The organism is Pseudomonas sp. ITEM 17296, from assembly GCF_028895205.1.
Taxonomy (GTDB): Bacteria; Pseudomonadota; Gammaproteobacteria; order Pseudomonadales; family Pseudomonadaceae; genus Aquipseudomonas; species Aquipseudomonas kermanshahensis.
The window spans coordinates 32,814-54,564 of the sequence record NZ_WJRS01000031.1 but is presented as its reverse complement, the minus strand read 5'-3'; the positions used below and the strand labels follow the sequence as shown (position 1 = coordinate 54,564).

20 protein-coding genes and 1 pseudogene are annotated in these 21,751 nt (G+C 63.7%); 9 read left to right on the top strand and 12 right to left on the bottom strand.

The annotated features are described in order from the left end of the window. Position 1: 1 nt before the first annotated feature. From GIB19_RS24680 to GIB19_RS24660, 5 genes are all read right to left on the bottom strand, one after another. Entirely contained in the window at positions 2 to 433 is a 432-nt protein-coding gene (locus GIB19_RS24680) for a hypothetical protein (RefSeq protein ID WP_274888369.1), read from the bottom strand. Beyond that, positions 430 to 1,752 carry a phosphatase PAP2/dual specificity phosphatase family protein gene (locus tag GIB19_RS24675; RefSeq protein WP_274888368.1) on the bottom strand — a complete coding sequence of 441 codons (1,323 nt, stop codon included), beginning with the start codon at positions 1,750 to 1,752 and terminating at the stop codon, positions 430 to 432. The genes GIB19_RS24680 and GIB19_RS24675 overlap by 4 nt, the downstream gene beginning before the upstream one ends. Beyond that, positions 1,749 to 3,506 (bottom strand): bifunctional alpha/beta hydrolase/class I SAM-dependent methyltransferase, encoded by a 1,758-nt coding sequence (locus GIB19_RS24670; RefSeq protein ID WP_085273923.1) that lies wholly within the window; start codon positions 3,504 to 3,506, stop codon positions 1,749 to 1,751. The genes GIB19_RS24675 and GIB19_RS24670 overlap by 4 nt, the downstream gene beginning before the upstream one ends. 30 nt (positions 3,507 to 3,536) lie before the next feature. After that, a complete protein-coding gene (locus GIB19_RS24665) occupies positions 3,537 to 4,142 on the bottom strand; it encodes a CDP-alcohol phosphatidyltransferase family protein (RefSeq protein WP_274888367.1) in 606 nt (201 codons plus the stop codon). A 228-nt stretch (positions 4,143 to 4,370) separates the two neighbouring features. Next, positions 4,371 to 5,252: a LysR substrate-binding domain-containing protein gene (locus GIB19_RS24660; protein ID WP_274888365.1), complete on the bottom strand. Its 882-nt coding sequence runs from the start codon at positions 5,250 to 5,252 to the stop codon at positions 4,371 to 4,373. Between the two features lie 77 nt (positions 5,253 to 5,329). Between GIB19_RS24660 and GIB19_RS24655 the strand changes: the two genes are divergently transcribed. Further along, positions 5,330 to 6,094 (top strand): sulfite exporter TauE/SafE family protein, encoded by a 765-nt coding sequence (locus GIB19_RS24655; protein WP_099430446.1) that lies wholly within the window; start codon positions 5,330 to 5,332, stop codon positions 6,092 to 6,094. Here GIB19_RS24655 and GIB19_RS24650 read toward each other — a convergent pair. Further along, positions 6,084 to 6,398 (bottom strand): putative quinol monooxygenase, encoded by a 315-nt coding sequence (locus GIB19_RS24650; RefSeq protein WP_274888361.1) that lies wholly within the window; start codon positions 6,396 to 6,398, stop codon positions 6,084 to 6,086. The genes GIB19_RS24655 and GIB19_RS24650 overlap by 11 nt on opposite strands. A gap of 195 nt (positions 6,399 to 6,593) precedes the next feature. On the opposite strand from GIB19_RS24650, the gene GIB19_RS24645 reads away from it, so the two are divergent. The 3 genes from GIB19_RS24645 to ggt all read left to right on the top strand — a co-directional run bounded on the left by GIB19_RS24645 (position 6,594) and on the right by ggt (position 10,051). Next, positions 6,594 to 7,184, top strand: a complete 591-nt coding sequence (locus tag GIB19_RS24645) for an NAD(P)H-dependent oxidoreductase (RefSeq protein WP_099455311.1) — start codon at positions 6,594 to 6,596, stop codon at positions 7,182 to 7,184. Between the two features lie 185 nt (positions 7,185 to 7,369). Beyond that, positions 7,370 to 8,266 carry a LysR family transcriptional regulator gene (locus tag GIB19_RS24640; RefSeq protein ID WP_027595444.1) on the top strand — a complete coding sequence of 299 codons (897 nt, stop codon included), beginning with the start codon at positions 7,370 to 7,372 and terminating at the stop codon, positions 8,264 to 8,266. Between the two features lie 117 nt (positions 8,267 to 8,383). After that, a complete protein-coding gene (gene ggt / locus GIB19_RS24635; protein WP_274888360.1) occupies positions 8,384 to 10,051 on the top strand; it encodes a gamma-glutamyltransferase in 1,668 nt (555 codons plus the stop codon). A gap of 147 nt (positions 10,052 to 10,198) precedes the next feature. On the opposite strand, the gene GIB19_RS28555 is transcribed toward ggt, so the two are convergent. From GIB19_RS28555 to ypfJ, 3 genes and pseudogenes are all read right to left on the bottom strand, one after another. Further along, entirely contained in the window at positions 10,199 to 11,227 is a 1,029-nt protein-coding gene (locus GIB19_RS28555; RefSeq protein WP_446731409.1) for a methyl-accepting chemotaxis protein, read from the bottom strand. Between the two features lie 93 nt (positions 11,228 to 11,320). Next, positions 11,321 to 11,983: pseudogene (locus GIB19_RS28550) on the bottom strand (methyl-accepting chemotaxis protein); the annotation flags it as partial. 317 nt (positions 11,984 to 12,300) lie between these two features. Then, complete coding sequence (gene ypfJ / locus GIB19_RS24625; protein ID WP_099430441.1) at positions 12,301 to 13,191, bottom strand: KPN_02809 family neutral zinc metallopeptidase; 891 nt, start codon at positions 13,189 to 13,191, stop codon at positions 12,301 to 12,303. 199 nt (positions 13,192 to 13,390) lie between these two features. On the opposite strand from ypfJ, the gene pcaH reads away from it, so the two are divergent. Together pcaH and pcaG are read left to right on the top strand one after the other, a co-directional pair. Beyond that, positions 13,391 to 14,110, top strand: a complete 720-nt coding sequence (gene pcaH / locus GIB19_RS24620; RefSeq protein WP_027595440.1) for a protocatechuate 3,4-dioxygenase subunit beta — start codon at positions 13,391 to 13,393, stop codon at positions 14,108 to 14,110. A 10-nt stretch (positions 14,111 to 14,120) separates the two neighbouring features. Further along, positions 14,121 to 14,726, top strand: coding sequence for a protocatechuate 3,4-dioxygenase subunit alpha (gene pcaG, locus GIB19_RS24615; protein WP_099430440.1), 606 nt, complete (start codon positions 14,121 to 14,123; stop codon positions 14,724 to 14,726). Positions 14,727 to 14,855: 129 nt separating this feature from the next. Here the strand turns inward: pcaG and trmA are convergent, their stop codons facing one another. The 3 genes from trmA to GIB19_RS24600 form a co-directional block, all read right to left on the bottom strand. After that, positions 14,856 to 15,941, bottom strand: a complete 1,086-nt coding sequence (gene trmA, locus GIB19_RS24610) for a tRNA (uridine(54)-C5)-methyltransferase TrmA (RefSeq protein WP_274888358.1) — start codon at positions 15,939 to 15,941, stop codon at positions 14,856 to 14,858. Continuing rightward, positions 15,938 to 17,233, bottom strand: coding sequence for an NCS2 family permease (locus tag GIB19_RS24605; protein ID WP_085273929.1), 1,296 nt, complete (start codon positions 17,231 to 17,233; stop codon positions 15,938 to 15,940). Before GIB19_RS24605 ends, trmA begins: the two co-directional genes overlap by 4 nt. A 321-nt stretch (positions 17,234 to 17,554) precedes the next feature. Beyond that, complete coding sequence (locus tag GIB19_RS24600) at positions 17,555 to 18,775, bottom strand: MFS transporter (RefSeq protein WP_274888357.1); 1,221 nt, start codon at positions 18,773 to 18,775, stop codon at positions 17,555 to 17,557. Between the two features lie 354 nt (positions 18,776 to 19,129). Here GIB19_RS24600 and GIB19_RS24595 point away from each other — a divergent pair, with 354 nt between their 5' ends. The 3 genes from GIB19_RS24595 to GIB19_RS24585 are packed head-to-tail and all read left to right on the top strand — an operon-like array spanning position 19,130 to position 21,742. Then, positions 19,130 to 20,566, top strand: coding sequence for a cytochrome ubiquinol oxidase subunit I (locus GIB19_RS24595; RefSeq protein ID WP_274888356.1), 1,437 nt, complete (start codon positions 19,130 to 19,132; stop codon positions 20,564 to 20,566). A gap of 3 nt (positions 20,567 to 20,569) precedes the next feature. Beyond that, positions 20,570 to 21,577 (top strand): cytochrome d ubiquinol oxidase subunit II, encoded by a 1,008-nt coding sequence (cydB, locus tag GIB19_RS24590; RefSeq protein WP_027595434.1) that lies wholly within the window; start codon positions 20,570 to 20,572, stop codon positions 21,575 to 21,577. Between the two features lie 9 nt (positions 21,578 to 21,586). Next, positions 21,587 to 21,742 carry a DUF2474 domain-containing protein gene (locus GIB19_RS24585; protein WP_081717522.1) on the top strand — a complete coding sequence of 52 codons (156 nt, stop codon included), beginning with the start codon at positions 21,587 to 21,589 and terminating at the stop codon, positions 21,740 to 21,742. The last annotated feature ends 9 nt before the right edge of the window (positions 21,743 to 21,751 follow it).

Sequence of the window (21,751 nt, the reverse complement as noted above, 5' to 3'; positions counted from 1 at the left end):
GTCATCCGGTAAAGGGCAGTGTCAGCAGGGTAGCCAAGGCCAGCAACAGTTGCAGGCCCAGGCACACGGCTTGGCGGCGCAGCAGGGCTAATGCGGCTTGGCTGCGAGCGGGCCAGTCGCGGCTATCCTTGGCGTGCGGTTTCAGGTTGAGGTCGAACAAGGCACGGTCCAGCGCTTGCGTGTCTGCAGGTAGGTCTTGGCTGGCGCCAAGGTGGGCGAACAGTTCGGCGTCCAGGGCCACGCGGATGGCCCAATACTTGTGCAGCACGCCGATCGCCAGCAGCAGCGCGCACAGCAGGCTGCCCAGTGGCGGCAACGCGGCGCCCAGCAAGGGCGCCAGGCCAACGCCCAGGGCGAGCAGCGTGATGCCGTCCGACAGGCGCTCCAGCTGGCGGCCCCGGGCCAGTAGGCTGGCAGTCAGTTGCAGGTTCATCGCTGTGCGCCAAGTTGTTGCAGGGCCTGTCGATGGGCCGCGTGCAAGACCACGCCAGCGCGTGCGCTGCGTATCCGCTGTTCAGCTTGGTCGGCATTTGTGCAGCGCCCCGTGAGTACCAGCCAGGCCGCCACGGCGCTGGCGCTGCGCGAATATCCCAGGGCGCAACAGACCAGCAGAGGGCCTTGCTGGCGCAACTGCTCGATAGCGTTTGCAGCTTCGTGCAACAGGTTGCTGTCGGGCACGATCAGGTCCAGGGTGGGAAGCGAGCGGTAGTTCTGAGCGGTGAGAGCGGCCCCAGTGCGGCACGGCAGCTCGGCGCAAAGGTCGACGATGGCAGCGAACTGCGCGCCCTCACCACGGCCAGGAATCCGCCCCAGGAATACCCCGTCACACACCTCATCCGCCTGCGGATGGCGCCGTGTCCATACCCTGGAATTGATCCACGCCCCGATCAGATAGGGCAGCAGCAGCCAGGTCGCGGCGCTGGACAAGCGCCCATCGGCGCCCTTCTGAAAACCACCCGCGCCGAACAAGCCGTAGTTCAGTGCCACCCACAACAGCGCCACGGCTGGCCATGACAGCCACAACCCGGCACCGCCCACCGCGTAAGCCAGCCCCGCACACAGCAAGGCCCCAACGCCATAACACAGCGCCAGCCGCTGGCATTTGCCATCGTGCGCAAGGCGGGCCTGCTGCCATGGCAGGCGACCTTGCCACGGCCATAGCCATAAGCAGACAAACCCTGCCAATGCGCCGGTGGGCACGTCGATGAAGTGATGCTGCCAGGTGGTCAGCACCGACACGCCGATCAACGCCATCCAGCCATGCATCACCCAGCGCCAGGGCTGGCGGTGCACGTGCCGGGCGAACACCGTCCAGATGATCACCAGCAACGCGATGTGCAGCGAAGGCGCCTGGTTGTAAGGCTTGTCGAAGCCCATCAGCACATCGAACAGCCAGCCGAACAGCCCAGCCATTTCTGGCCGTTCGAAGGTGAACCGCAGCGGCCAGAGCAGGAAGCAACTGACGCTGATCACCTGTGCCGTGAGCAGCGCCAGGGCATGCCGGTCCATCTCCTGGCGCGTGCGTGGCAGCAGGAAGGACAACCCGTACAGCAGGTCGATCGACCAGTAGGGGATGATCGTCCAGGGCCACAGCGGCATGCCGTGCTCCCAGCCGAACACCAGGCTGCCGACATCACTGCGGCTGGCGGTGTGGGTGTTCACCAGCCCATAGCTGAGGAAGAAGAACGGCCCCAGCAGCAACAGCCAGAACACGCCCCGCCGAATCAGCCCGGGCTCACGCGTTGGGTTCATTCACGCACCCGTTGCGCCAGGCTGACGCTGAAGATGCCCCATTCGTCGATGCGCTGGGCCAGCTTGCGGAAGCCCGCCGCCTCGACCAGTTGGTCCATCTCTGCCTGGCTGCGCCGGCGCATCACCCACGCCTCGCCGCCACGATGGCTGGTCAGGGCACGCGCGATCATCTCCAGTTGAGGGTGCCAAGGTTGCCCTGTGTAGACCAGGTAACCGCCTGCTTCGACGGCATCGGCAAGGCCGGCCAGGGAATTGCTCACCAACGCGTTGCTGGGGAACAGTTCGTACAGGCCAGACACCACGGCCAGCGTAGGCCCTGGCTGCAGCGCCGCGAGGCTGGCGCGGTCGAAGGCATCGCCCTGGACGAAGCGAGCAACCTCGGCCAGGCCTTTTTCGGCGATCAATGCGCTGCCTTGTTGCACGTTCAGTTCGCTGTAGTCGCGCAGCAGGATGGAGTCCGGCCGTTGTTCGAGTTCCTCCAAGGCTTCGAGGATGTAACGGCCGTGGCCGGCGGCGATGTCGACGATATGCACCGGCCGCTGTTCGGCGCGCAGGCGGGCAATGGCCTCGCGCAGCAGTTCTTCGACGTGCAGTTTGCGTTGGCGAATGCCGCGCCAGCCGATGGCGTTGAGGTAGTTCTGGTCGACCATGCGGCCCAGCTTGCCTTTGCCCGTCGGTTGGTTGCGGTAGACGTAGTCGAGGGTGCTGCCAGAGTCGAAGCCGGTGTCAAACCCCAGCTTCACGCCCTCGGCCAGCCCTTTGCCCAGGCGCAGGCTTGCACGGGTGGCGCGCCAGTAGAGGTCGCGGGGCGAGTTGCGTGGCAAGGGCGCGGCCAGGCTTTCGGCTTCGGCGCAGCTGGCGCCGACCTTGTCGGCATCGAGCAGCGAAGGCGCGGTAACAGGGCTGTCGAAGCAGTGTGCGACGAAGCGCTCGATGCGCTTCAGCGCATGGGCGCGGTCGCGTTCACCGAGGGTGTCATGGAAAAAGCCCGGGAGGATGTGCATTTCTTTGCGTGCACTGCCCAGGCGCTCGAAAAAGCGCTCCTGCGGTTTGCGCTCGACCACAAGGTCCGCGCCAGAAACCAGCAATTGTGTCGGTACCTGAATAGCCTGGGCGTCAGCCACCACACGGTCGGCGGCTTCGTACAGGCCCAGCAGCATGGTCACCGAAATCGGCCGGCTAATCAGCGGGTCGGCCACGTACGACATGACCCGCTCGGGGTCATGGGTAAGCAGGCGCGGCTTGACGTAACTGTTGACGAAGAAGTTGCCGCGCACGGCCTTGAGCAACTTCAGGCCGGGCCGTGCGAAGGGCACATACAGCTTGACCTTGAACGCCGGCGAGGCCAGCACCAGGCAGCGTACCTTGGGCGCGTAGTCGTGGGCCCAGGTGGCGATCAGCACGGCGCCGACGCTTTGCGCCAGCACCACCATGTCGTGCTCGGCGATGCCGTGCACGGTCTGCAGATGCTCGATGAAGGTCTGCACGTCGCGCACGCTGGTGGCAAACCCTGGGCTGTCGCCGCGGGCGCCCGGCGACTGGCCGTGGCCGCGGGCATCCCAGGCGAAGAAATCGTAGCCCGGCATGTCCAGTTCGTCGGCCAGGTGGGCCATGCGCCCGCCGTGTTCGTGGCCACGGTGGAACATCACCACGGCGCGGCGCGGCTGGTGTTCATTGCGTGTCGCGGGCCAATGACGGTAGTGCAACTCGACACCATCATGGGTAGAGAAATGCAGCGATTGCGCTTGGCGCATGGCGAGAATCCTTGTCCGGCGGCGATGGGCTCAGCGGGCTTCAACCAGCCCTTGGCGAACCCGGTTGTAGAGGGTATAGAGCGAGAGCGCGAAGATGACCAGCAAGAGGCCGTTGAGCCAGGTGGCGTTGAGCAGGCCGAACGCAACGCCGGTGCCCAGTACGCCAAAGGCGAATGCCCGGTCGCTCTTGCCCATCGGCCCGTCGTAGCGGCGCGAGGCGCCTGCCAGCGGGCCCATGACGCCGGCGTATTCGCTAAACGTCGCACTCAGCACCACCAGCACCACCAGGCTGGGCCACACGCCAGCCAGCAGGGCGAATGGCAAGTACAGCGCGGCGTCGGCGATCACGTCGCACAGTTCGTTGAGGTAGGCACCGAGCCTGGATTGCTGGCCGAATTCCCGCGCTAGCATGCCGTCCACGGCGTTGAGCGCCATGCGCAGCAACATCCACAGCGGAATCAGGATGAACAGCCAGGTGATGTGGCTGAACCCGGCCAGCAGCAGGCCCAGCAGGACCGCGACCAAGGCGGCGACGACGGTGACCTGGTTGGCGGTGACGCCACGGTCGTAGAGGCGCTTGACGCCGGGCCGGAGCAAGGCCTGGAAGCGGGGTTTGAGCTGGTAGATCGAGGGCACTTGGAACTCCTTTTCGTGGTGCAGCGTGATTGTGGGCAAAGAGCCCCAGTGGCCGCAAGCGCCGGAGCAGATTTACGCCTATTCGTGTAGGAGCGGCCTTGCGTCGCGAACGGGGCGCGGAGCGGCCCCAGATTTCAGGGTCCTCGCAGATATTGCTGGGGCCGCTTCGCAGCCCTTTCGCGACGCAAGGCCGCTCCTACAAAAAACGTGCATTGGGCGAAGGTAGCCTCAGCCTGCCAAGCGCTTGACCAAGCCCGCCGCATAGCCGGGCAACGCTGCAAAGTCCCGCGCGCACACCATCAATTGGCGGTTGGCCCAGTCCTCGCGAAGCGCCACCCAGTTCAGCGGCAACAGCCCTTGCCAGCGTTGCACCGAAGCCAAGGGCACAACGCCGACCCCGGCGCCCCCCGCGACCATGCGCAGCACCCCATCGAAGCCATCGGCTCGTACCCGTACGCGCATCCGCAAGCCTTCACGCAGGGCCTGTTCCTCCAGGTACAAGGCCAATGCGCTGTCTGCTCCCAGCCCGACATGACCATGGGCCAGGCTGTCGATGAAGCTTGGCGCAGGGTGTAACGCCAGCGGATGCGCAAGGGGGGTCACCAACACCAGTGGGTCATCGCGAAAGGGCAGGGTCTGTAAATGCTCGCTGGGCGCCGCAGTCGAAATGATCCCCAGGTCGGCGATGCCTTGGGTAATCGACTGCACGATGCGCAAGCTTGGCAGCTCTTGGACATCGACACTGACCCCGGGGTTCTGTGCCAGATAACTGGCCAGCAATTCGGGCAGGTACTCGGTCAGCGCCGCAGTGTTGCACAACAGCCGCACCTGGCCCTGCAGCCCCTGGGCGTACTGGCTCAGGTCGAATTGCAGGCGCTCCACTTGCTGCGCGATCAGGCGGGCATGCTGCAACAGCGCCTGCCCGGCAGGCGTCGGTTGTACGCCGCGGCGATTGCGCGCTAGCAATTGCGTGCCCAGGGACGCTTCCATCGCGCGGATGCGCGCACTGGCAGCCGGCAGCGACAGATGGCTGCGCCGGGCGCCGGCAGTGATGTTGCCGCATTCCAGGGTGTGCCGGAAAAGCGCGAGGTCGATCAGGTCGAAATGCATGTGCCTCTGTCCTGGCAATAGTCAGGCTGAGTATATGGCAGATTTTCAGCCAGCCTGGCGCACGCCATCATGGCCCTATGAATACCTTGATCGCGTTCTATCAACACATTGGCCCGGCACTGACACTGCTGGTGGTCATCACCTTTCTGCTGGCCGGCACCGTCAAAGGCGTCATCGGCCTCGGCTTGCCGACCATCGCCATGGGCCTGCTGGGCCTGGCTATGCCGCCTGCGCAGGCTGCCGCTTTACTCATCGTGCCGTCGACACTCACCAACCTCTGGCAGCTGGCTGCCGGTGGTCATCTGCGGGTGCTGCTGCGTCGCCTGGGGCCGATGCTGGTGATGATCTTTGTCGGCACCCTGGTTGGCAGCGCATGGCTGGGCATCAACAGTGGCGCGTGGGCCGCGCATGCGCTGGGCGCCGCGTTGCTGGTGTATGCGGTGTATGGGCTGATGGGCCCAGGGTTGCGCGTGGCGCAAGCGCGGGAAGGGTGGCTGGGGCCGCTGTGCGGGTTGGTGACGGGCGTAGTCACGGCCGCTACCGGGGTATTCGTGATGCCGGCAGTGCCGTACCTGCAAAGCCTTGGCCTGAACCGCGACGAGATGATCCAGGCCTTGGGCCTGTCGTTTACGGTCTCGACCCTGGCGCTGGCCTTGGGCCTGGCTGGGCAAGATGCCTTGGGCGGCCAGGCGCTAGGTGCTTCATTGCTGATGCTGGCGCCAGCACTGGTGGGCATGCTGGCGGGGCAGTGGTTGCGTCAGCGCATCAGTGCCGCGCTGTTCAAACGCTGCTTCTTCATTGGCTTGGCCGTGCTCGGCGGCCATCTGCTGATCAACGGTTAGCAGACGAGGCGCTGAGCATGTCGATCAACTGGATATCGAACTCGCGCTCCAGGTAGTCCATGCGCTTTTCGAAGAACGCGACCATGTGCGGCAGGGCCGAGTGCACATCCAGTGCAGCTTTGTCCGCCCACACTTCGTAGAACACGAACAGGCTGGGGTCGGCCTTGTCGCGCAGCATGTGGTACTCGATGCACCCCGGTTCCAGGCGGCTGGGTTCGACATAGGCGCGGAACAGGGTTTCGAAGGCTTCGGCCATTTCCGGGCGGGTCTTGGCTTTGAGGATAAAAGCGTACTGCTCGCTCATGGATCGCTACTCGCTGGTGAATGATGAACCGATTCTAAGGCAATAATTAGCTGGCCATTCGTGATTTGAAGGCAATTGTATTTTGACTCATGGCCGCTGTTTCCCCTGCCGTTGAGTCTCTAATCTGCCGGTCATCCAATTTGACTCGATCCAGGCAGCACGCCCTCGGATCGACATCGCCAAATCGAGGCCAGCATGAAAAACATCCTTCTGCTCAACGGTGGTAAACAGTTCGCTCACTCCGATGGCCGCCTTAACGCGACCCTGCACGAAGCGGCCCTCGCGCACCTGGACCGTGCCGGTTTCGACGTGCGGCAGACCTTCATCGATGGCGGCTACGATGTGCGGGAAGAGGTCGAGAAGTTTCTCTGGGCCGACGTGGTGATCTACCAGATGCCCGGTTGGTGGATGGGCGCACCGTGGACGGTGAAGAAGTACATCGATGACGTCTTCACCGAAGGCCATGGCAGCCTGTACGCCAACGACGGCCGGACCCGTTCGGATGCCTCGCAGAAGTACGGCAGCGGTGGCCTGATCCAGGGCAAGCAGTACATGTTGTCGCTGACCTGGAACGCCCCGCAGCAGGCGTTTGACGACCCCAGCGATTTCTTCGAGGGCAAGGGTGTGGACGCCGTGTATTTCCCGTTCCACAAGGCTAACCAGTTCCTTGGCATGACCGGCTTGCCGACCTTCCTGGCGGTGGATGTGATGAAGCGCCCGGATGTGCCAGCGGCATTGGCAGCGTATGAAGCGCACCTGGATAAGGTATTTGGCAAAGCTGTGTAAGTTGCCTGTGAAAGGGGCTGCTGCGCAGCCCAATCGCCGGCAAGCCGGCTCCCACAGTGCGTTCGACGACAACCCGAACCCTGTGGGAGCTGGCTTGCCAGCGATTGGGCCGCGCAGCGGCCCCCCTTGCACAGACCCCACCGACCCGCTATGAATCACGGCACACTCCAGCCAAGGCCAAGCGCGTGAAAACCCGATCCGAAGAACTCCAGGTATTCGTCGCTGTGATCGACTGCGGTTCGATCTCTGCTGCTGCCGAGCAGGTGGGCCAGACCCCGTCAGCCGTCAGCCGCACCTTGTCGCGCCTGGAGGCCAAGCTCGGCACCACTCTGGTCAACCGCACCACCCGGCGCATGGACCTGACCGAAGAAGGCCGCTTCTTTCTTGAGCGCTCGCGGCTGATCCTGGAACAGATGGACGCGATGGAAGAGCGCCTGTCGATGAACCACCAGACCGCCACCGGGCGCCTTCGCATCAACGCCGCCGCGCCGTTCATGCTGCACGCCATCCTGCCCTGGATCGGCGAGTTCCGCCGCCAGTACCCCGGCATCGAGCTTGAGCTCAACACCGACGACCTGATCATCGACCTGCTCGAACAGAGCACCGATGTGGCGATCCGTATCGGCGAGCTGGCCGACTCCAGCCTGCACGCCCGCAACCTGGGGTGCAGCCCGGTGCAGGTGCTGGCCAGCCCCGCCTACCTGGAACGCCACGGCACCCCGCAGCGCGTCGAAGACCTGGCCAACCACTGCTTGCTCGGCTTCAGCCAGCCCGAGTCGCTCAACCACTGGCCCTTGCGTCATGCCCAGGGCGACCGCTGGGCGATCCGCCCCGCGCTGATCGCCTCCAGCGGCGAAACCCTGCGCCAGCTGGCGCTGGCCGGGGAGGGCATCGTCAGCCTGTCGCATTTCATGACCCACGAAGACATCCGCAGCGGCCGCCTGCAGGTGCTGCTGGGTGACGCCAACAACGGCTATCGCCAGCCGATCCATGCGGTGTACTACCGCAACACTCAGTTGGCGCTGCGCATCCAGTGCTTCCTCGATTTTATCCAGCGCAAGCTGGCGATGTACGCCTGCTGAGTTGCCTGAACGCGACACATCCTGCCCAAAGGCGGCGAAACTTCCTACGTTGGATTGCACAGTCGACACGCTTCGGCCTTACTGAGTGATCAACAAAAACAACACCAAGGAAGTGTCATGCGTATTGTCCTGTTCCCGACCATGGCCCTCGGAGCCGCGATCCTGACCTGTTCCTCGGCCTATGCAGCCGCCCTGGAAGGTGGCGCGGTGGCTGCGCCCGATCAATATGGTGCACAGGTTGCCGCCGATATCCTGAAAAAAGGCGGCAACGCCGTGGACGCCGCCGTGGCCACGGCATTCACCCTGGCGGTGACCTATCCAGAGGCCGGCAACATCGGCGGCGGTGGCTTCATGACCCTGTTCGTCGACGGCAAGCCCTACTTCCTCGACTACCGCGAAGTGGCGCCCAAGGCAGCCAGCCGCAACATGTACCTGGACGACAAAGGCGAGGTGATCGAGAACCTCAGCCTGGTCGGTGTGCGGGCAGCGGGTGTGCCCGGCACGGTGATGGGCCTGTGGGAGGCGCACCAGAAGTTCGGCAAGTTGCCGTGGAGCGAGCTGCTGACGCCGGCCATCGGCTATGCCAAAAACGGTTTCAAGATTGCCGAAAAACAGTACCAGTACCGCAACGATGCCCAAGGCCTGTTCAAGACGGCGACCAACTTCAACGACTACTTCGGCAACATGAAGGTCGGCGAACTGTTCAAACAGCCAGAAATGGCCCAGACCCTCGAGCGCATTGCCGACAAGGGCGTAAGCGAGTTCTACCAGGGCAAGACCGCCGACCTGCTGGTGGCGCAGATGCAGGCCGACAAAGGCCTGATCACCAAGCAAGACCTCAAGGACTACAAGGCGGTCTGGCGTGAGCCGATGGCCTTGAGCTGGCGCGGTAACGTGGTCTACACCGCGCCGCCGCCAAGCTCCGGCGGTGTTGCCCTGGCCCAGTTGCTGGGCATCAAGGAAGACCGCGCGGCAGACTTCAAGGGCGTGGCGCACAACTCGGCGCAGTACATTCACCTGCTTGCCGAGATCGAGAAGCGCGTGTTTGCCGACCGTGCCGACTACCTGGGCGACCCGGCCTTCACCAAGGTGCCGGTCGATCAGTTGATTGCCAAGGATTACCTGGCCAAGCGCGCCGCGCAGGTCAACCCCAAGGCCATTTCGGTCACCGATGACGTCAAGCCGGGGCTGGAGCCGCACCAGACCACGCACTTCTCCATCGTCGACAAACAGGGCAACGCGGTCAGCAACACCTACACCCTCAACCTCGACTACGGCAGTGGCGTGGTGGTCAAGGGCGCCGGCTTCCTGCTCAACGACGAGATGGACGACTTCAGCGCCAAGCCGGGTGCGGCCAATGCCTTTGGTGTGGTCGGCGGGGATGCCAACGCCATCGAGCCGGGCAAGCGCATGCTGTCATCCATGAGCCCGAGCCTGATGACCCGCGATGGCAAGGTTGAGCTGGTGATCGGTACGCCAGGTGGCTCGCGCATCTTCACCTCGATCTTCCAGGTGATGAACAACCTGTACGACTACGACATGCCGCTGGAAAAGGCGGTAGCGGCGCAGCGTGTGCACCATCAGTTGCTGCCTAAAGACACTATCTACTTCGACAGCTATGCACCGCTGACCGGCGCGGTGGCGGATGACTTGAAGAAAATGGGGTATGTGCTGGAGGACCAGGGCTGGGAGATGGGCGATATCCAGGCGATCCGGGTGAACGGGGACAAGCTGGAAACGGCGTCCGATCCGCGTGGGCGTGGGGTGGGGATTATCGTCAAATAACGATCGCACCTGTGTAGGAGCAGCCTTGTGCTGCGAAGAGGCCAGTGGCAGCCCAGTAAATCTGCGGTGCTGCCACTGGCCTCTTCGCAGCACAAGGCTGCTCCTACCTGGGTTTGGCGCACGGAGTGTGCGCCCGCCGTGGTTGAATCAAACGCGGAACTGGCTCACCAGCATCTGCAACTGCCCGCCCAACCGCGCCAGCTCAACGCTGGACGCCGCCGTCTCGTTATTGGCCGCTGCCGTCTGCTCGGACACATCCCGCACATTCAGAATGCTCCGGCTGATTTCTTCGGCCACCGCGCTCTGCTCTTCCGCCGCCGCCGCAATCTGCTGGTTCATCGACTGAATGCTCGACACCGTGCCGGTGATGCTTTCCAGCGAGGCACCGGCCTTGCGCGCCAGTTCGACACTGCTGTCGGTCAGGGTCCGGCTACCCTGCATGGCCGTTGCCACTTGCTGGGTGCCGTGCTGCAGGCTGGCAATCAGCTCTTCGATCTCTTCGGTGGACTTCTGCGTGCGCTGGGCCAACCCACGCACCTCGTCAGCGACCACGGCAAAGCCACGGCCCGCCTCGCCGGCACGGGCCGCTTCGATCGCGGCGTTGAGTGCCAGCAGGTTGGTCTGGTCGGCTACCGACTTGATCACGTCCATCACGCTGCCGATCTTCTGGCTTTCCTGTTGCAGCAGGTTCATGGCCTCGGTGGAGCGGTGCATTTCTTCGGCCAGGCGTTCGATTTGGCTGATCGCCTCACCGACCACCTGATCACCCGCGCGGGCTTCGTCGTCGGCACCGGTGGCGGCATGCGAGGCCTGCTCGGCGTTGCGCGCGACTTCCTGAACCGTGGCCGCCATTTCGTGCATTGCAGTGGCGACTTGGTCGGTCTCGACTTTCTGGCTGTTGGCCCCCGCGCTGGTTTGCTCGGTGACCGCCGACAGCTCTTCGGCAGCGCTGGCGATCTGGGTGACACCGTCGCGGATGCCGCTGATCAGCTCGCGCAGGGTGGTGCCCATGCGGGCGATGCCCTGTTGCAATACGCCCAGTTCATCACGGCGGGTGACGCGCAGGTCGTGCGTCAGGTCGCCGCCCGCGATGCGCTCTACCGCTTGCAAGGTTTCCTGCAGCGGGCGGGTGATCTGCCGGGTGATGAGTACCGCGGCCAGTACGCCGACCAGCAACGCCAGCAAGGTCGCGATGGCCTGCAGGCTACGGGCCTGCGCACTCTCGATGTCGCGGCGCTCCAGCTGGATTTTGTACAGCGCGTCGCTGGTCTTGACGATGTCGGCGCCTTGGACAGTCATTTCAGCGCGCGCGCTGGTAATGCTGGCCAACGCATCACGGAACTGGCGCACGGCGTCACGGTAGGCCAGCACTGACTGTTCGAACTGCTGCAGACGCGCGTCGGCGGCCGGCAGCCGGCGCTTGAGGTTGTCGGCCTCGGCCAGCGCCGCTTCGAGCTGGCGCAGGGCGGCCTGTTCATTGGTCGCGCTGTTATCGGCCATGTAGCCGCGCACGTCGACGCGCACCTGCAGCAGTTGCTGGCGGGCCTTGCTGATCAGCTGATACTGGGCCAGGCGCACGCTGTCGGTTTCGGGGCGTGCCATGACTTCCTGGCTAAGGGCGTCCATGGCCTGGTCGGCCTTGGCGCCCGACGCATTCATGGCATCACGCGCGGCCCGTGTGGCGTTGTAGCCCGTGCGCATGGTGGCCAGCGAGACCTTGTACTGGCTGATGGTCTGCCCCAGTTCGTGCAGCAGCTTGACGTTGTCCGGGCTCTTGAACGTGCTGACCAGGCGTTGTTGCTGGTTACTGAACGCATCGAGCTTGTTCAGCGTGTTGGCCGCCGCCGCATCATCGCCGTTGGCAATCATGTACTGCAGGCGGGCGATGCGCAGGTCAGTCAGATCTTTGTTGAGCTGGCTGATATCGCTCATCCAGTTGCTGCGGTCGATCAGGCTGCCCAGGCTGGTCCAGCCGGTCAGGGCCAGCAGGCCGGTGAGGATCAGCACCAGGCCGAAGCCCAGGCCGAGTTTGAGGTTGACGCTGATGTTGGCAAACCAGCTGTTCATGCACGCACTCCAGAAGTTGTTTTCGCTCTCTTGATCGTCGATCGCAAGGCGTTGTTGTTCTGGATGCCCGCTGATTCGTGCAGGGGTTATCGGCAATGATCAGGGAAGCTGAAACGCTTTTTCAGCAGATTTGTAACTTGTCGTTAGGGTGAGGCTGGGGCTGCCAGGCAGCCCCAGGCGTGTCAGAGGTTACGGGCACTGAAGGTATCGCAGCTGTTCACTTCGCCCTCGGCAAACCCCGCCTTGAACCAGCGCACACGCTGCGCCGAGGTGCCGTGGGTGAAGGAGTCGGGCACCACGCGGCCCTGGCCTTTTTGCTGCAGGCGGTCATCACCGATGGCATTGGCCGCGTTCAGCGCTTCTTCGACGTCACCCGGCTCCAGCCAGTTCAGGCGTTTTTGCGCTTGGTAGGCCCACACCCCTGCCAGGCAGTCGGCCTGCAGCTCCTGGCGCACCAGCAAGCCGTTGTCGCCTTCCATGCGCTGGCCATTGCGGCGGGCGGCATCGACCTTGGCCGACACGCCGAGCAGGGTCTGCACGTGGTGGCCGATCTCGTGGGCGATGACGTAGGCCTGGGCAAAGTCACCCGCAGCCGCGAAACGGGTTTCCATCTCGCGGAAGAACGACATGTCCAGGTACACCCGCTGGTCGGCCGGGCAATAGAACGGGCCGACGGCCGCCGAAGCGAAGCCGCAGGCCGAGTTGACCTGGCCGCTGAACAGCACCAGTTTGGGGTCGCGGTACTGCTTGCCCGCCTGGGAGAACAGTGCTTTCCAGGTGTCTTCCGTGTCACCCAGCACCGAGGCGACGAAGTCGGCCTGCTGGTCATTGGCTGGCGGCGCCTTGCCGCCTGCACCACTGGGCGCCTGTTGCTGCTGCTGGGTCATCTGCCCGGTGAGCTGGCCGAGTATCTGCAGCGGGTCTTGCCCGGTCAGCCAGCCAATGCCCACGATCAGCAGGATCGCCCCCAGCCCGAGGCCCTTGCCGCCGCCGAAGCGCATGCCGCCACCACCGCCACCTTCACCTCGGGCATCGACCACGTTGTCGCTGCGTCGGCCTTTTCGCCATTCCATGAATGCTCTCCGGAGCGTGAAACAAGAAGACAAAGATTAGTTCACCAACGGGGAGGGTGTCAGACAAAGGTGTTAAACCATAACCATATGGTTATGTATCTGAGGGCTGATTTCAGTATTCATCCCGCGCGGCTTATCTGAAACTGTAAGTCCGCCTGCCCTGCAAGGCGTCCAGATAATTCCAAGAGAGGAAAACGGCATGCCCGCCCAGGACACCAGCCGCTTCGTGATCCGTGATCGCAACTGGCACCCCAAAGCCCTGACCCCCGACTACAAGACCTCCATTGCCCGCTCGCCGCGCCAGGCATTGGTCAGCATTCCGCAGTCGATCAGCGAAACCACCGGCCCGGACTTCACCCACTTGGGTTTCGGCGCCCACGACCATGACCTGCTGCTGAACTTCAACAACGGTGGCCTGCCGATTGGTGAGCGCATCATCGTTGCCGGTCGCGTGGTCGACCAGTACGGCAAGCCCGTGCCCAATACCCTGGTGGAAATGTGGCAGGCCAACGCTGGTGGCCGCTACCGCCACAAGAACGACCGCTACCTGGCACCGCTGGACCCTAACTTCGGTGGCGTCGGCCGTTGCCTGACCGACCGCGACGGCTACTACAGCTTCCGCACCATCAAGCCGGGCCCATACCCATGGCGCAACGGCCCGAACGACTGGCGCCCGGCGCACATCCACTTCGGCATCAGCGGCCCATCGATTGCGACCAAGCTGATCACCCAGCTGTACTTCGAGGGTGACCCGCTGATCCCGATGTGCCCGATCGTCAAGTCGATCGCCAACCCAGAAGCCGTGCAGCAGTTGATCGCCAAGCTCGACATGAGCAACGCCAACCCGATGGACTGCCTGGCGTACCGCTTTGATATCGTGCTGCGCGGCCAGCGCAAGACCCACTTCGAAAACTGCTGAGGACCCCGCCATGCCAATCGAACTGCTGCCGGAAACCCCTTCGCAGACTGCCGGCCCCTACGTGCATATCGGCCTGGCCCTGGAAGCGGCCGGCAACCCGACCCGCGACCAGGAAATCTGGAACCGCCTGGCCAAGCCAGAGGCGCCGGGTGAACACATCCTGTTGATCGGCCAGGTCTATGACGGTAACGGGCACCTGGTGCGCGATTCGTTCCTGGAGCTGTGGCAGGCCGATGCCGCCGGCCAGTACCAGGATGCATACAACCTGGAAAACGCCTTCAACAGCTTCGGCCGCACCGCCACCACTTTCGATGCCGGTGAGTGGACCGTGCAAACGGTGAAGCCGGGTGTGGTGAAGAACGCGGCCGGCGTGCCGATGGCGCCGCACATCAACATCAGCCTGTTTGCCCGTGGCATCAACATCCACCTGCACACGCGCCTGTATTTTGATGATGAAGCCGAAGCCAACGCCAAGTGCCCGGTGCTCAACCTGATCGAGCAGCCGCAGCGCCGTGAGACGTTGATTGCCAAGCGTTGCGAAGTGGATGGGAAGACGGCGTACCGTTTCGATATCCGTATTCAGGGGGAAGGGGAGACGGTGTTCTTCGACTTCTGAGTTCTGATAGAAACGGGGGCCGCTTTGCGGCCCTTCGCGGCACAAGGCCGCTCCTACAAGGACCGCGTGATCCCTGTAGGAGCGGCCTTGTGCCGCGAAGGGCTGCAAAGCAGCCCCAATTTCTACCCATCAACGCCGAACCAGCAAAACTCCACTTTCCATGTGATGGGTATACGGGAACTGGTCAAACAACGCACAACGCTCGATGCGGTGTGTGTCCTGCAACTGCTCGATGTTCGCCGCCAGCGTTTCCGGATTGCACGAGATGTACAGAATCCGCTCGAAGCGCCGGGTCAGCTCGCAGGTATCCGGGTCCATCCCCGCACGCGGCGGGTCGACGAACACGGTACCGAACGCATAACTTTTCAGGTCGATCCCTTCCAGCCGACGGAACGGGCGCACGTCATTCAGCGCCTGGGTCAGCTCTTCAGCCGACAGCCGCACCAAGCGCACGTTATCCACACCGTTCTCATCAAGGTTGCTCAGCGCAGCATTGACCGAGGTCTTGCTGATCTCGGTGGCCAGCACTTGGCGCGCACGGGTGGCCAGTGGCAGGGTGAAGTTGCCGTTGCCGCAATACAGCTCCAGCAGGTCATCCTCGCGCTCGCCCATGGCGTCGAACGCCCAGCTCAGCATCTTCTGGTTCACCGCGCCGTTAGGCTGGGTGAACGCGCCTTCCGGCTGGCGATAGCTGAACACACGGCCCGCCACGTCCAGTTTCTCTACCGCGTAATCACGGCCAATCACCAGGCGCTTGCCCTTGGAGCGGCCGATCAGGCTTACCCCCAGTTCTTCGGCCAACTGCCGCGCCGCCACTTCCCAGGCCTCGTCCAGCGGGCGGTGGTAGCACATCGTGACCATCGCATCGCCGGCCAGTGTGGTGAGGAACTCCACCTGGAACAGGCGATTGCTCAGTGCCTCGCTGGCCTGCCAGGCCGCCTTCAGGCGCGGCATCAAGTCATTGATGCGCTTGCTGGCGATGGGGAAGTCGTCGATCAGGATCGCCTTGTGCTTCTCGCCCGGGGCGAACATCGCGTAGTGGCGCTGGCCGTCCTCGCGCCACAGGCGGAACTCGGCGCGCAGGCGATAGTGCTCGCGCGGCGAGTCGAAAACAGCCGGTTCCGGCGCGCCGAACGGCGCCAGCAGCGCGCGCAGCCGGGCAACCTTGGCGTCCAGCTGGGTGGCGTAGGAGGAGGGGTCGAAAGCAGCACTCATGCGTTGAACCAGCCCAGCTTGATGACGAACAGGATGGAAAGGATCACCAGGGCCGGGTTCAGGTCGCGGTGGCGACCCGAGATCAGCTTGACGGCGGTCCAGGAAATGAAGCCGAAGGCGATGCCGTTAGCGATCGAGTAGGTCAGCGGCATGGCCAGGGCGGTCACCACCACAGGTGCGGCTTCGGTGACGTCGTCCCAGTTTATTTCCGCCAGGCCCGAGGCCATCAGCACGGCGACGAACAGCAGCGCTGGCGCCGTGGCGAAGGCCGGTACGCTACCGGCCAGCGGTGCGAAGAACAGCGCCAGCAGGAACAGCACGGCCACCACGATGGCGGTCAGGCCGGTGCGCCCGCCCGCGCTCACGCCGGCAGCCGATTCGATGTAGCTGGTGGTGGTCGAGGTGCCCAGCAGCGAGCCGGCCATGGCGGCGGTGCTGTCGGCGATCAGGGCGCGGCCCATCTTCGGCATGTGGCCGTCCTTGCCCATCAGGCCGGCGCGTTTGGCCACGCCGATCAGGGTGCCGGAGTTGTCGAACAGGTCGACGAACAGGAAGGCGAAGATGACGCTGACCAGGCCCACATCCAAGGCACCGGCGATGTCCAGCTGGAGGAAGGTCGGTGCCAGCGATGGCGGCATGGACACGACGCCGGCGAACGGCGTCACGCCCATCGCGATCGCGGCGATGGTCACGGCCAGAATGCCGATCAGCACCGCGCCGCGAACCTTCAGCGATTCGAGGCCGACGATCAGGAAGAAGCCCAGGGTGGCGAGGATCGGCGCCGGCTGCTTGAGGTCGCCCAGGCCTACCAGGGTGGCCGGGTTATCGACGACGATGCCTGCGTTATGCAGGGCGATCAGCGCCAGGAACAAGCCGATACCGGCGGCAATGGCCGAGCGCAGCGGCAGTGGGATGCTGTTCACGATCCATTCGCGAATGCGGAAGATCGACAGCAGGAAGAACATCACCGCCGACAGGAACACCGCGCCCAGCGCGACCTGCCAGGTGTGGCCCATGTGCAGGACCACGGTGTAGGTGAAGAAGGCGTTCAGGCCCATGCCCGGCGCCAGGGCGATCGGGTAGTTGGCGATCAGGCCCATGGTCGTCGAGCCGATGGCCGCGGCCAGGCAGGTGGCGACGAAGATCGCACCTTTGTCCATGCCGGTCTCGCCGAGGATGCTCGGGTTGACGAACAGGATGTAGGCCATGGCCAGGAAGGTGGTGACGCCCGCAAGAATCTCGGTGCGCACATTGGTGTTGTGTGCTTTTAGTTGAAACAGCCTTTCCAGCATGCCCGCTCCCCAAGGCGCCCCCGGCGCCGTGATTTGTATCGACCCCATCAGCAAAGCACAGACCGTACCGGTTGCCGTGGTTTTATCTGGGGCGGAAAAAAGCCGCGCATCATACCAGCATGCATGGCGGGGGCCTATGGCCATTGGGGAATGGGATTTTTGCAAACCCACGCCACCCTCAACGCCTGTGCTGAAAACCGTGTAGGAGCAGCCTTGTGCTGCGAAGAGGCCGGTCTGACAGACGATTTTTTATGGCAGTAAGGGCCTCTTCGCAGCACAAGGCTGCTCCTACAAGGCTCCGCGCAGGGCCTGGGCCGGTGATCAGCCGCTGTGCAACCGATCGCGTTTGGCCAACGTTGGGAACAGTTTTATCCACACCCCGGTCACCACCAGCGTGCCCACGCCACCGAGCACCACCGCCGGCACTGTGCCAAACCAGTGCGCCGTGACCCCCGATTCGAACTCGCCGAGCTGGTTCGAGGCACCGATGAACAAGCCGTTGACGGCACTCACCCGCCCGCGCATTTCATCTGGCGTCTCCAGCTGCACGAACGAACTGCGAATGACCATGCTGATCATGTCCGCCGCACCCAGCACCACCAGCACCGCCAGCGAGAACCAGAACGACGTCGACAGGCCAAACGCGATGGTCGCCACGCCAAATACGCCCACCGCTGTGAACATGGTGCGCCCGACCTTGCGCTCGAACGGGAAGCGCGCCAGCCACAGCGACATCAGCAACGCGCCCACCGCCGGTGCCGAGCGCAGCAGGCCCAGGCCCCAGGGGCCGGTGAGCAGGATGTCCTTGGCGAACACCGGCAACAGCGCGGTCGCGCCGCCCAGCAGCACGGCGAACAGGTCGAGCGAAATGGCCCCGAGAATGTCTGGCCGGCTGCGGATAAAGCGAATACCGGCCAATAGCGACTCCAGGCTGGCACGGCCGCGTTGGGCCACTTGCTGGCGCGCGTCCAGGCTCAAGGTCAGCACGCAAGCGATGGCGTACAGCCCTACGGTCGGCCCATACACCCAGATGCTGCCAAAGGCGTACAGCAAGCCGCCCACCGCCGGGGCGACGATGGTGGCGGCCTGGGTCGCCGAGGCCGAGGCTGCCACTGCCCGGGGGAACAACCCCGGCGGCACGACGTTGGGCAGCAGGGCTTGGGTGGCCGGCATCTCGAACGAACGCGTCGCGCCCAGCAGGAAGGCCAGGGCGAAAATCAGCTCGCGGCTGACGTTGTCGGTGGCGCTGCCCACCGCCAGCGCCAGGGCAATCAACCCCTGCAGGCTCTGGCACAGGGCGGCGACCTTGCGCCGGTCATAGCGGTCGGCAACATGCCCGGTGTGCAGCATGAACAGCACGCGCGGGGAAAATTCGACCAGGCCGACCAGGCCCAGGTCGAGCACATTGCCGGTGAGCTGGTAGAGGTGCCAACCGATGGCCACGGTGAGCATCTGGAAGCCGCTGGCGGTGAACACACGGGCCAGCCAGAAGGCGATGAAGGGGCGATGATGACGCAACAACTGCGGTGCGGAATCGGACATCGGAAACCTGTGGCCTCGGCGCAGTAGAGGGGGCGGCAGATTATCATCTGTTTGTAACAAGCAGTTACTGTTTGCCGTAATCGGCACTTTTTCACGGTTTATGAAAGAGGGTGGGGCAACGGGTCACGCGGCAATCAACCACACGGCCCGCCTGGCCATTCAGGACTATGCTTCCAGTCAGTCGTTGACCTGGATCAATCGTTGTAAATGCAACGATCAGCCGACGATGTGGCCTTTGGGCCGGAATCCCTGCGATTGCACAGAACAATTCCAACTCGCCGCACTCGATACCGTGGGGGCAGTAGGCGCCAGGGCCACAAGCCCGAACGCCGGATTATCTGAAGAGGAAGCACTATGTTCGGTTTAGAGGCCCTAGATCTCGCCCGAATCCAGTTTGCATTTACCGTGTCCTTTCACATCCTGTTCCCGGCCATCACCATTGGCTTGGCGAGCTATCTGGCGGTCCTCGAAGGCCTTTGGCTGCGGACCCACAACCAGGTCTACCGTGACCTCTACCACTTCTGGTCGAAAATCTTCGCCGTCAACTTCGGCATGGGCGTGGTTTCTGGCCTGGTCATGGCCTATCAGTTCGGCACCAACTGGAGCCGCTTCTCCGATTTCGCCGGCGCCGTCACTGGCCCCTTGCTCACTTATGAGGTGCTGACGGCGTTCTTCCTCGAGGCAGGCTTCCTGGGCGTCATGCTGTTTGGCTGGAACCGTGTCGGCCGCGGCCTGCACTTCTTCGCCACAGTCATGGTGGCGCTCGGCACGCTGGTCTCGACCTTCTGGATCCTGGCCTCCAACAGCTGGATGCAGACCCCGCAAGGCCACGAGATCATTGATGGCCGCGTGGTGCCGGTGGACTGGCTGGCGGTGATCTTCAACCCCTCGTTCCCCTACCGGTTGATGCACATGGCCACGGCCGCGTTCGTCGCCACTGCCTTCTTCGTTGGCGCCTCGGCGGCCTGGCACCTGCTGCGCGGGCGTGACAACCCGGCCGTGCGCAAGATGCTGTCGATGGCCATGTGGATGGCGCTGATCGTTGCGCCGATCCAAGCGGTGATCGGTGACTTCCACGGGCTCAACACGCTCAAGCACCAGCCGGTCAAAATTGCCGCCATCGAGGGCCATTGGGAGAACGTGCCGGGCGAACCGACCCCGTTGATCCTGTTCGGCATCCCTGACATGAAAGCCGAGACCACGCGCTTCAAGGTCGAGATCCCAGCCCTCGGCAGCCTGATCCTGACCCACAGCCTGGACAAGCAAGTGCCCGCGATGAAGGAATTCCCGGCAGCGGACCGGCCCAACTCGACCATCGTGTTCTGGTCGTTCCGGGTCATGGTCGGGCTTGGCTTCCTGATGATCTTCGTGGGCCTGTGGAGCCTGTGGCTGCGCAAGCGCGGCACGCTCTACAGCTCCAGGCCGTTCCTGTACCTGACCCTGTGGATGGGGCCTTCCGGCCTGATCGCCATCCTGGCCGGCTGGTTCACTACCGAAATCGGCCGCCAGCCGTGGGTGGTGTATGGCCTGATGCGCACCTCCGAAGGGGTCTCCAACCACAGCTACGTTCAGCTCGGCTTTACCCTGGTGGCGTTCGTGGTGGTGTACTTCGCCCTGTTCGGCACCGGCCTCGGCTACATGATGCGCCTGGTGCGCAAAGGGCCGAAGACGGGCGAGGGGGATGAACCCAACTCAGGTGGCCCAGGCCAGAAACGCACGCCGGCGCGGCCGCTGTCCGCCGCCGATGATGGCCATGAGGCCAACACCGTCAGCCTGAGCAAGGGGAACTGAGCCATGGGTATCGACCTTCCGCTGATCTGGGCCGTGATCATCATCTTCGGCGTCATGATGTACGTTGTGATGGATGGTTTCGACCTGGGCATCGGCATGCTCTTCCCCTTCGTCAAGGGCGAGCGTGACCGTGATGTGATGATGAACACCGTCGCCCCCGTGTGGGACGGCAACGAGACCTGGCTGGTGCTGGGCGGCGCCGGGCTGTTCGGGGCCTTCCCGATGGCCTATTCGGTGGTGCTCGAAGCCTTGTACCTGCCGCTGATCCTCATGCTGATCGGCTTGATCTTCCGCGGCGTGGCCTTCGAGTTCCGTTTCAAGGCCAAGGATGACAAGCGGCACATCTGGGACAAGGCGTTCATTTGGGGTTCGTTGATCGCGACCTTCTTCCAGGGCGTTGCGCTGGGCGCGTTCATCGAGGGCTTCAAGGTGGTTGACCGCCACTATGCCGGTGGCACCCTCGACTGGCTGACCCCGTTCAGCGTGTTCAGCGGGTTGGGCCTGATCGTCGCCTACACCCTGCTGGGCTGCACCTGGCTGATCATGAAGACCGAAGGGCCGCTGCAATTGCAGATGCATGACCTGGCCAAGCCGCTGGCGCTGGTGCTGCTGGTGGTGATCGGTATCGTCAGCCTGTGGACGCCGATCGCCTACCCGCAAATCGCCGACCGCTGGTTCAGCATGCCTAACCTGATCTGGTTCATGCCGGTGCCGATCCTGGTGCTGGTGACCTTCTACGGGTTGCTCAAGGCGGTCGCGCGCAATGCCAACTACACGCCGTTCCTGCTGACTTTGGTGCTGATCTTCCTTGGCTACAGCGGCCTGGGCATCAGTGTGTGGCCAAACATCATCCCGCCGTCGATCTCGATCTGGGATGCCGCAGCGCCGCCGCAGAGCCAAGGGTTCATGCTTGTGGGTACGTTGTTCATCCTGCCGTTCATCCTGGGGTACACCTTCTGGAGCTACTACGTGTTCCGCGGCAAGGTGACCCATGAAGACGGCTATCACTAGGAGGCGCGCATGATGACCGGCAAGCATGGCTTGGAAGAGAAGAAGCCACTGTGGCAGCGCCTGGGTTGGCTGGTGCTGATCTGGGCAATGAGTGTGGCGGCCCTGGGTGTGGCGGCCTATGTGATGCGCCTGTTCATGGGGGCAGCAGGCCTCACCACCCATTGATCAAAAGGG

Excerpts from the sequence above, each read along its gene's own strand:
- GIB19_RS24680 (WP_274888369.1), bottom strand. The coding sequence starts at position 433 with ATGAACCTGCAACTGACTGCCAGCCTACTGGCCCGGGGCCGCCAGCTG.
- GIB19_RS24675 (WP_274888368.1), bottom strand. The coding sequence starts at position 1,752 with ATGAACCCAACGCGTGAGCCCGGGCTGATTCGGCGGGGCGTGTTCTGG.
- GIB19_RS24670 (WP_085273923.1), bottom strand. The coding sequence starts at position 3,506 with ATGCGCCAAGCGCAATCGCTGCATTTCTCTACCCATGATGGTGTCGAG.
- GIB19_RS24660 (WP_274888365.1), bottom strand. The coding sequence starts at position 5,252 with ATGCATTTCGACCTGATCGACCTCGCGCTTTTCCGGCACACCCTGGAA.
- GIB19_RS24655 (WP_099430446.1), top strand. The coding sequence starts at position 5,330 with ATGAATACCTTGATCGCGTTCTATCAACACATTGGCCCGGCACTGACA.
- GIB19_RS24650 (WP_274888361.1), bottom strand. The coding sequence starts at position 6,398 with ATGAGCGAGCAGTACGCTTTTATCCTCAAAGCCAAGACCCGCCCGGAA.
- GIB19_RS24645 (WP_099455311.1), top strand. The coding sequence starts at position 6,594 with ATGAAAAACATCCTTCTGCTCAACGGTGGTAAACAGTTCGCTCACTCC.
- ggt (WP_274888360.1), top strand. The coding sequence starts at position 8,384 with ATGCGTATTGTCCTGTTCCCGACCATGGCCCTCGGAGCCGCGATCCTG.
- ypfJ (WP_099430441.1), bottom strand. The coding sequence starts at position 13,191 with ATGGAATGGCGAAAAGGCCGACGCAGCGACAACGTGGTCGATGCCCGA.
- pcaH (WP_027595440.1), top strand. The coding sequence starts at position 13,391 with ATGCCCGCCCAGGACACCAGCCGCTTCGTGATCCGTGATCGCAACTGG.
- pcaG (WP_099430440.1), top strand. The coding sequence starts at position 14,121 with ATGCCAATCGAACTGCTGCCGGAAACCCCTTCGCAGACTGCCGGCCCC.
- trmA (WP_274888358.1), bottom strand. The coding sequence starts at position 15,941 with ATGAGTGCTGCTTTCGACCCCTCCTCCTACGCCACCCAGCTGGACGCC.
- GIB19_RS24605 (WP_085273929.1), bottom strand. The coding sequence starts at position 17,233 with ATGCTGGAAAGGCTGTTTCAACTAAAAGCACACAACACCAATGTGCGC.
- GIB19_RS24600 (WP_274888357.1), bottom strand. The coding sequence starts at position 18,775 with ATGTCCGATTCCGCACCGCAGTTGTTGCGTCATCATCGCCCCTTCATC.
- GIB19_RS24595 (WP_274888356.1), top strand. The coding sequence starts at position 19,130 with ATGTTCGGTTTAGAGGCCCTAGATCTCGCCCGAATCCAGTTTGCATTT.
- cydB (WP_027595434.1), top strand. The coding sequence starts at position 20,570 with ATGGGTATCGACCTTCCGCTGATCTGGGCCGTGATCATCATCTTCGGC.
- GIB19_RS24585 (WP_081717522.1), top strand. The coding sequence starts at position 21,587 with ATGATGACCGGCAAGCATGGCTTGGAAGAGAAGAAGCCACTGTGGCAG.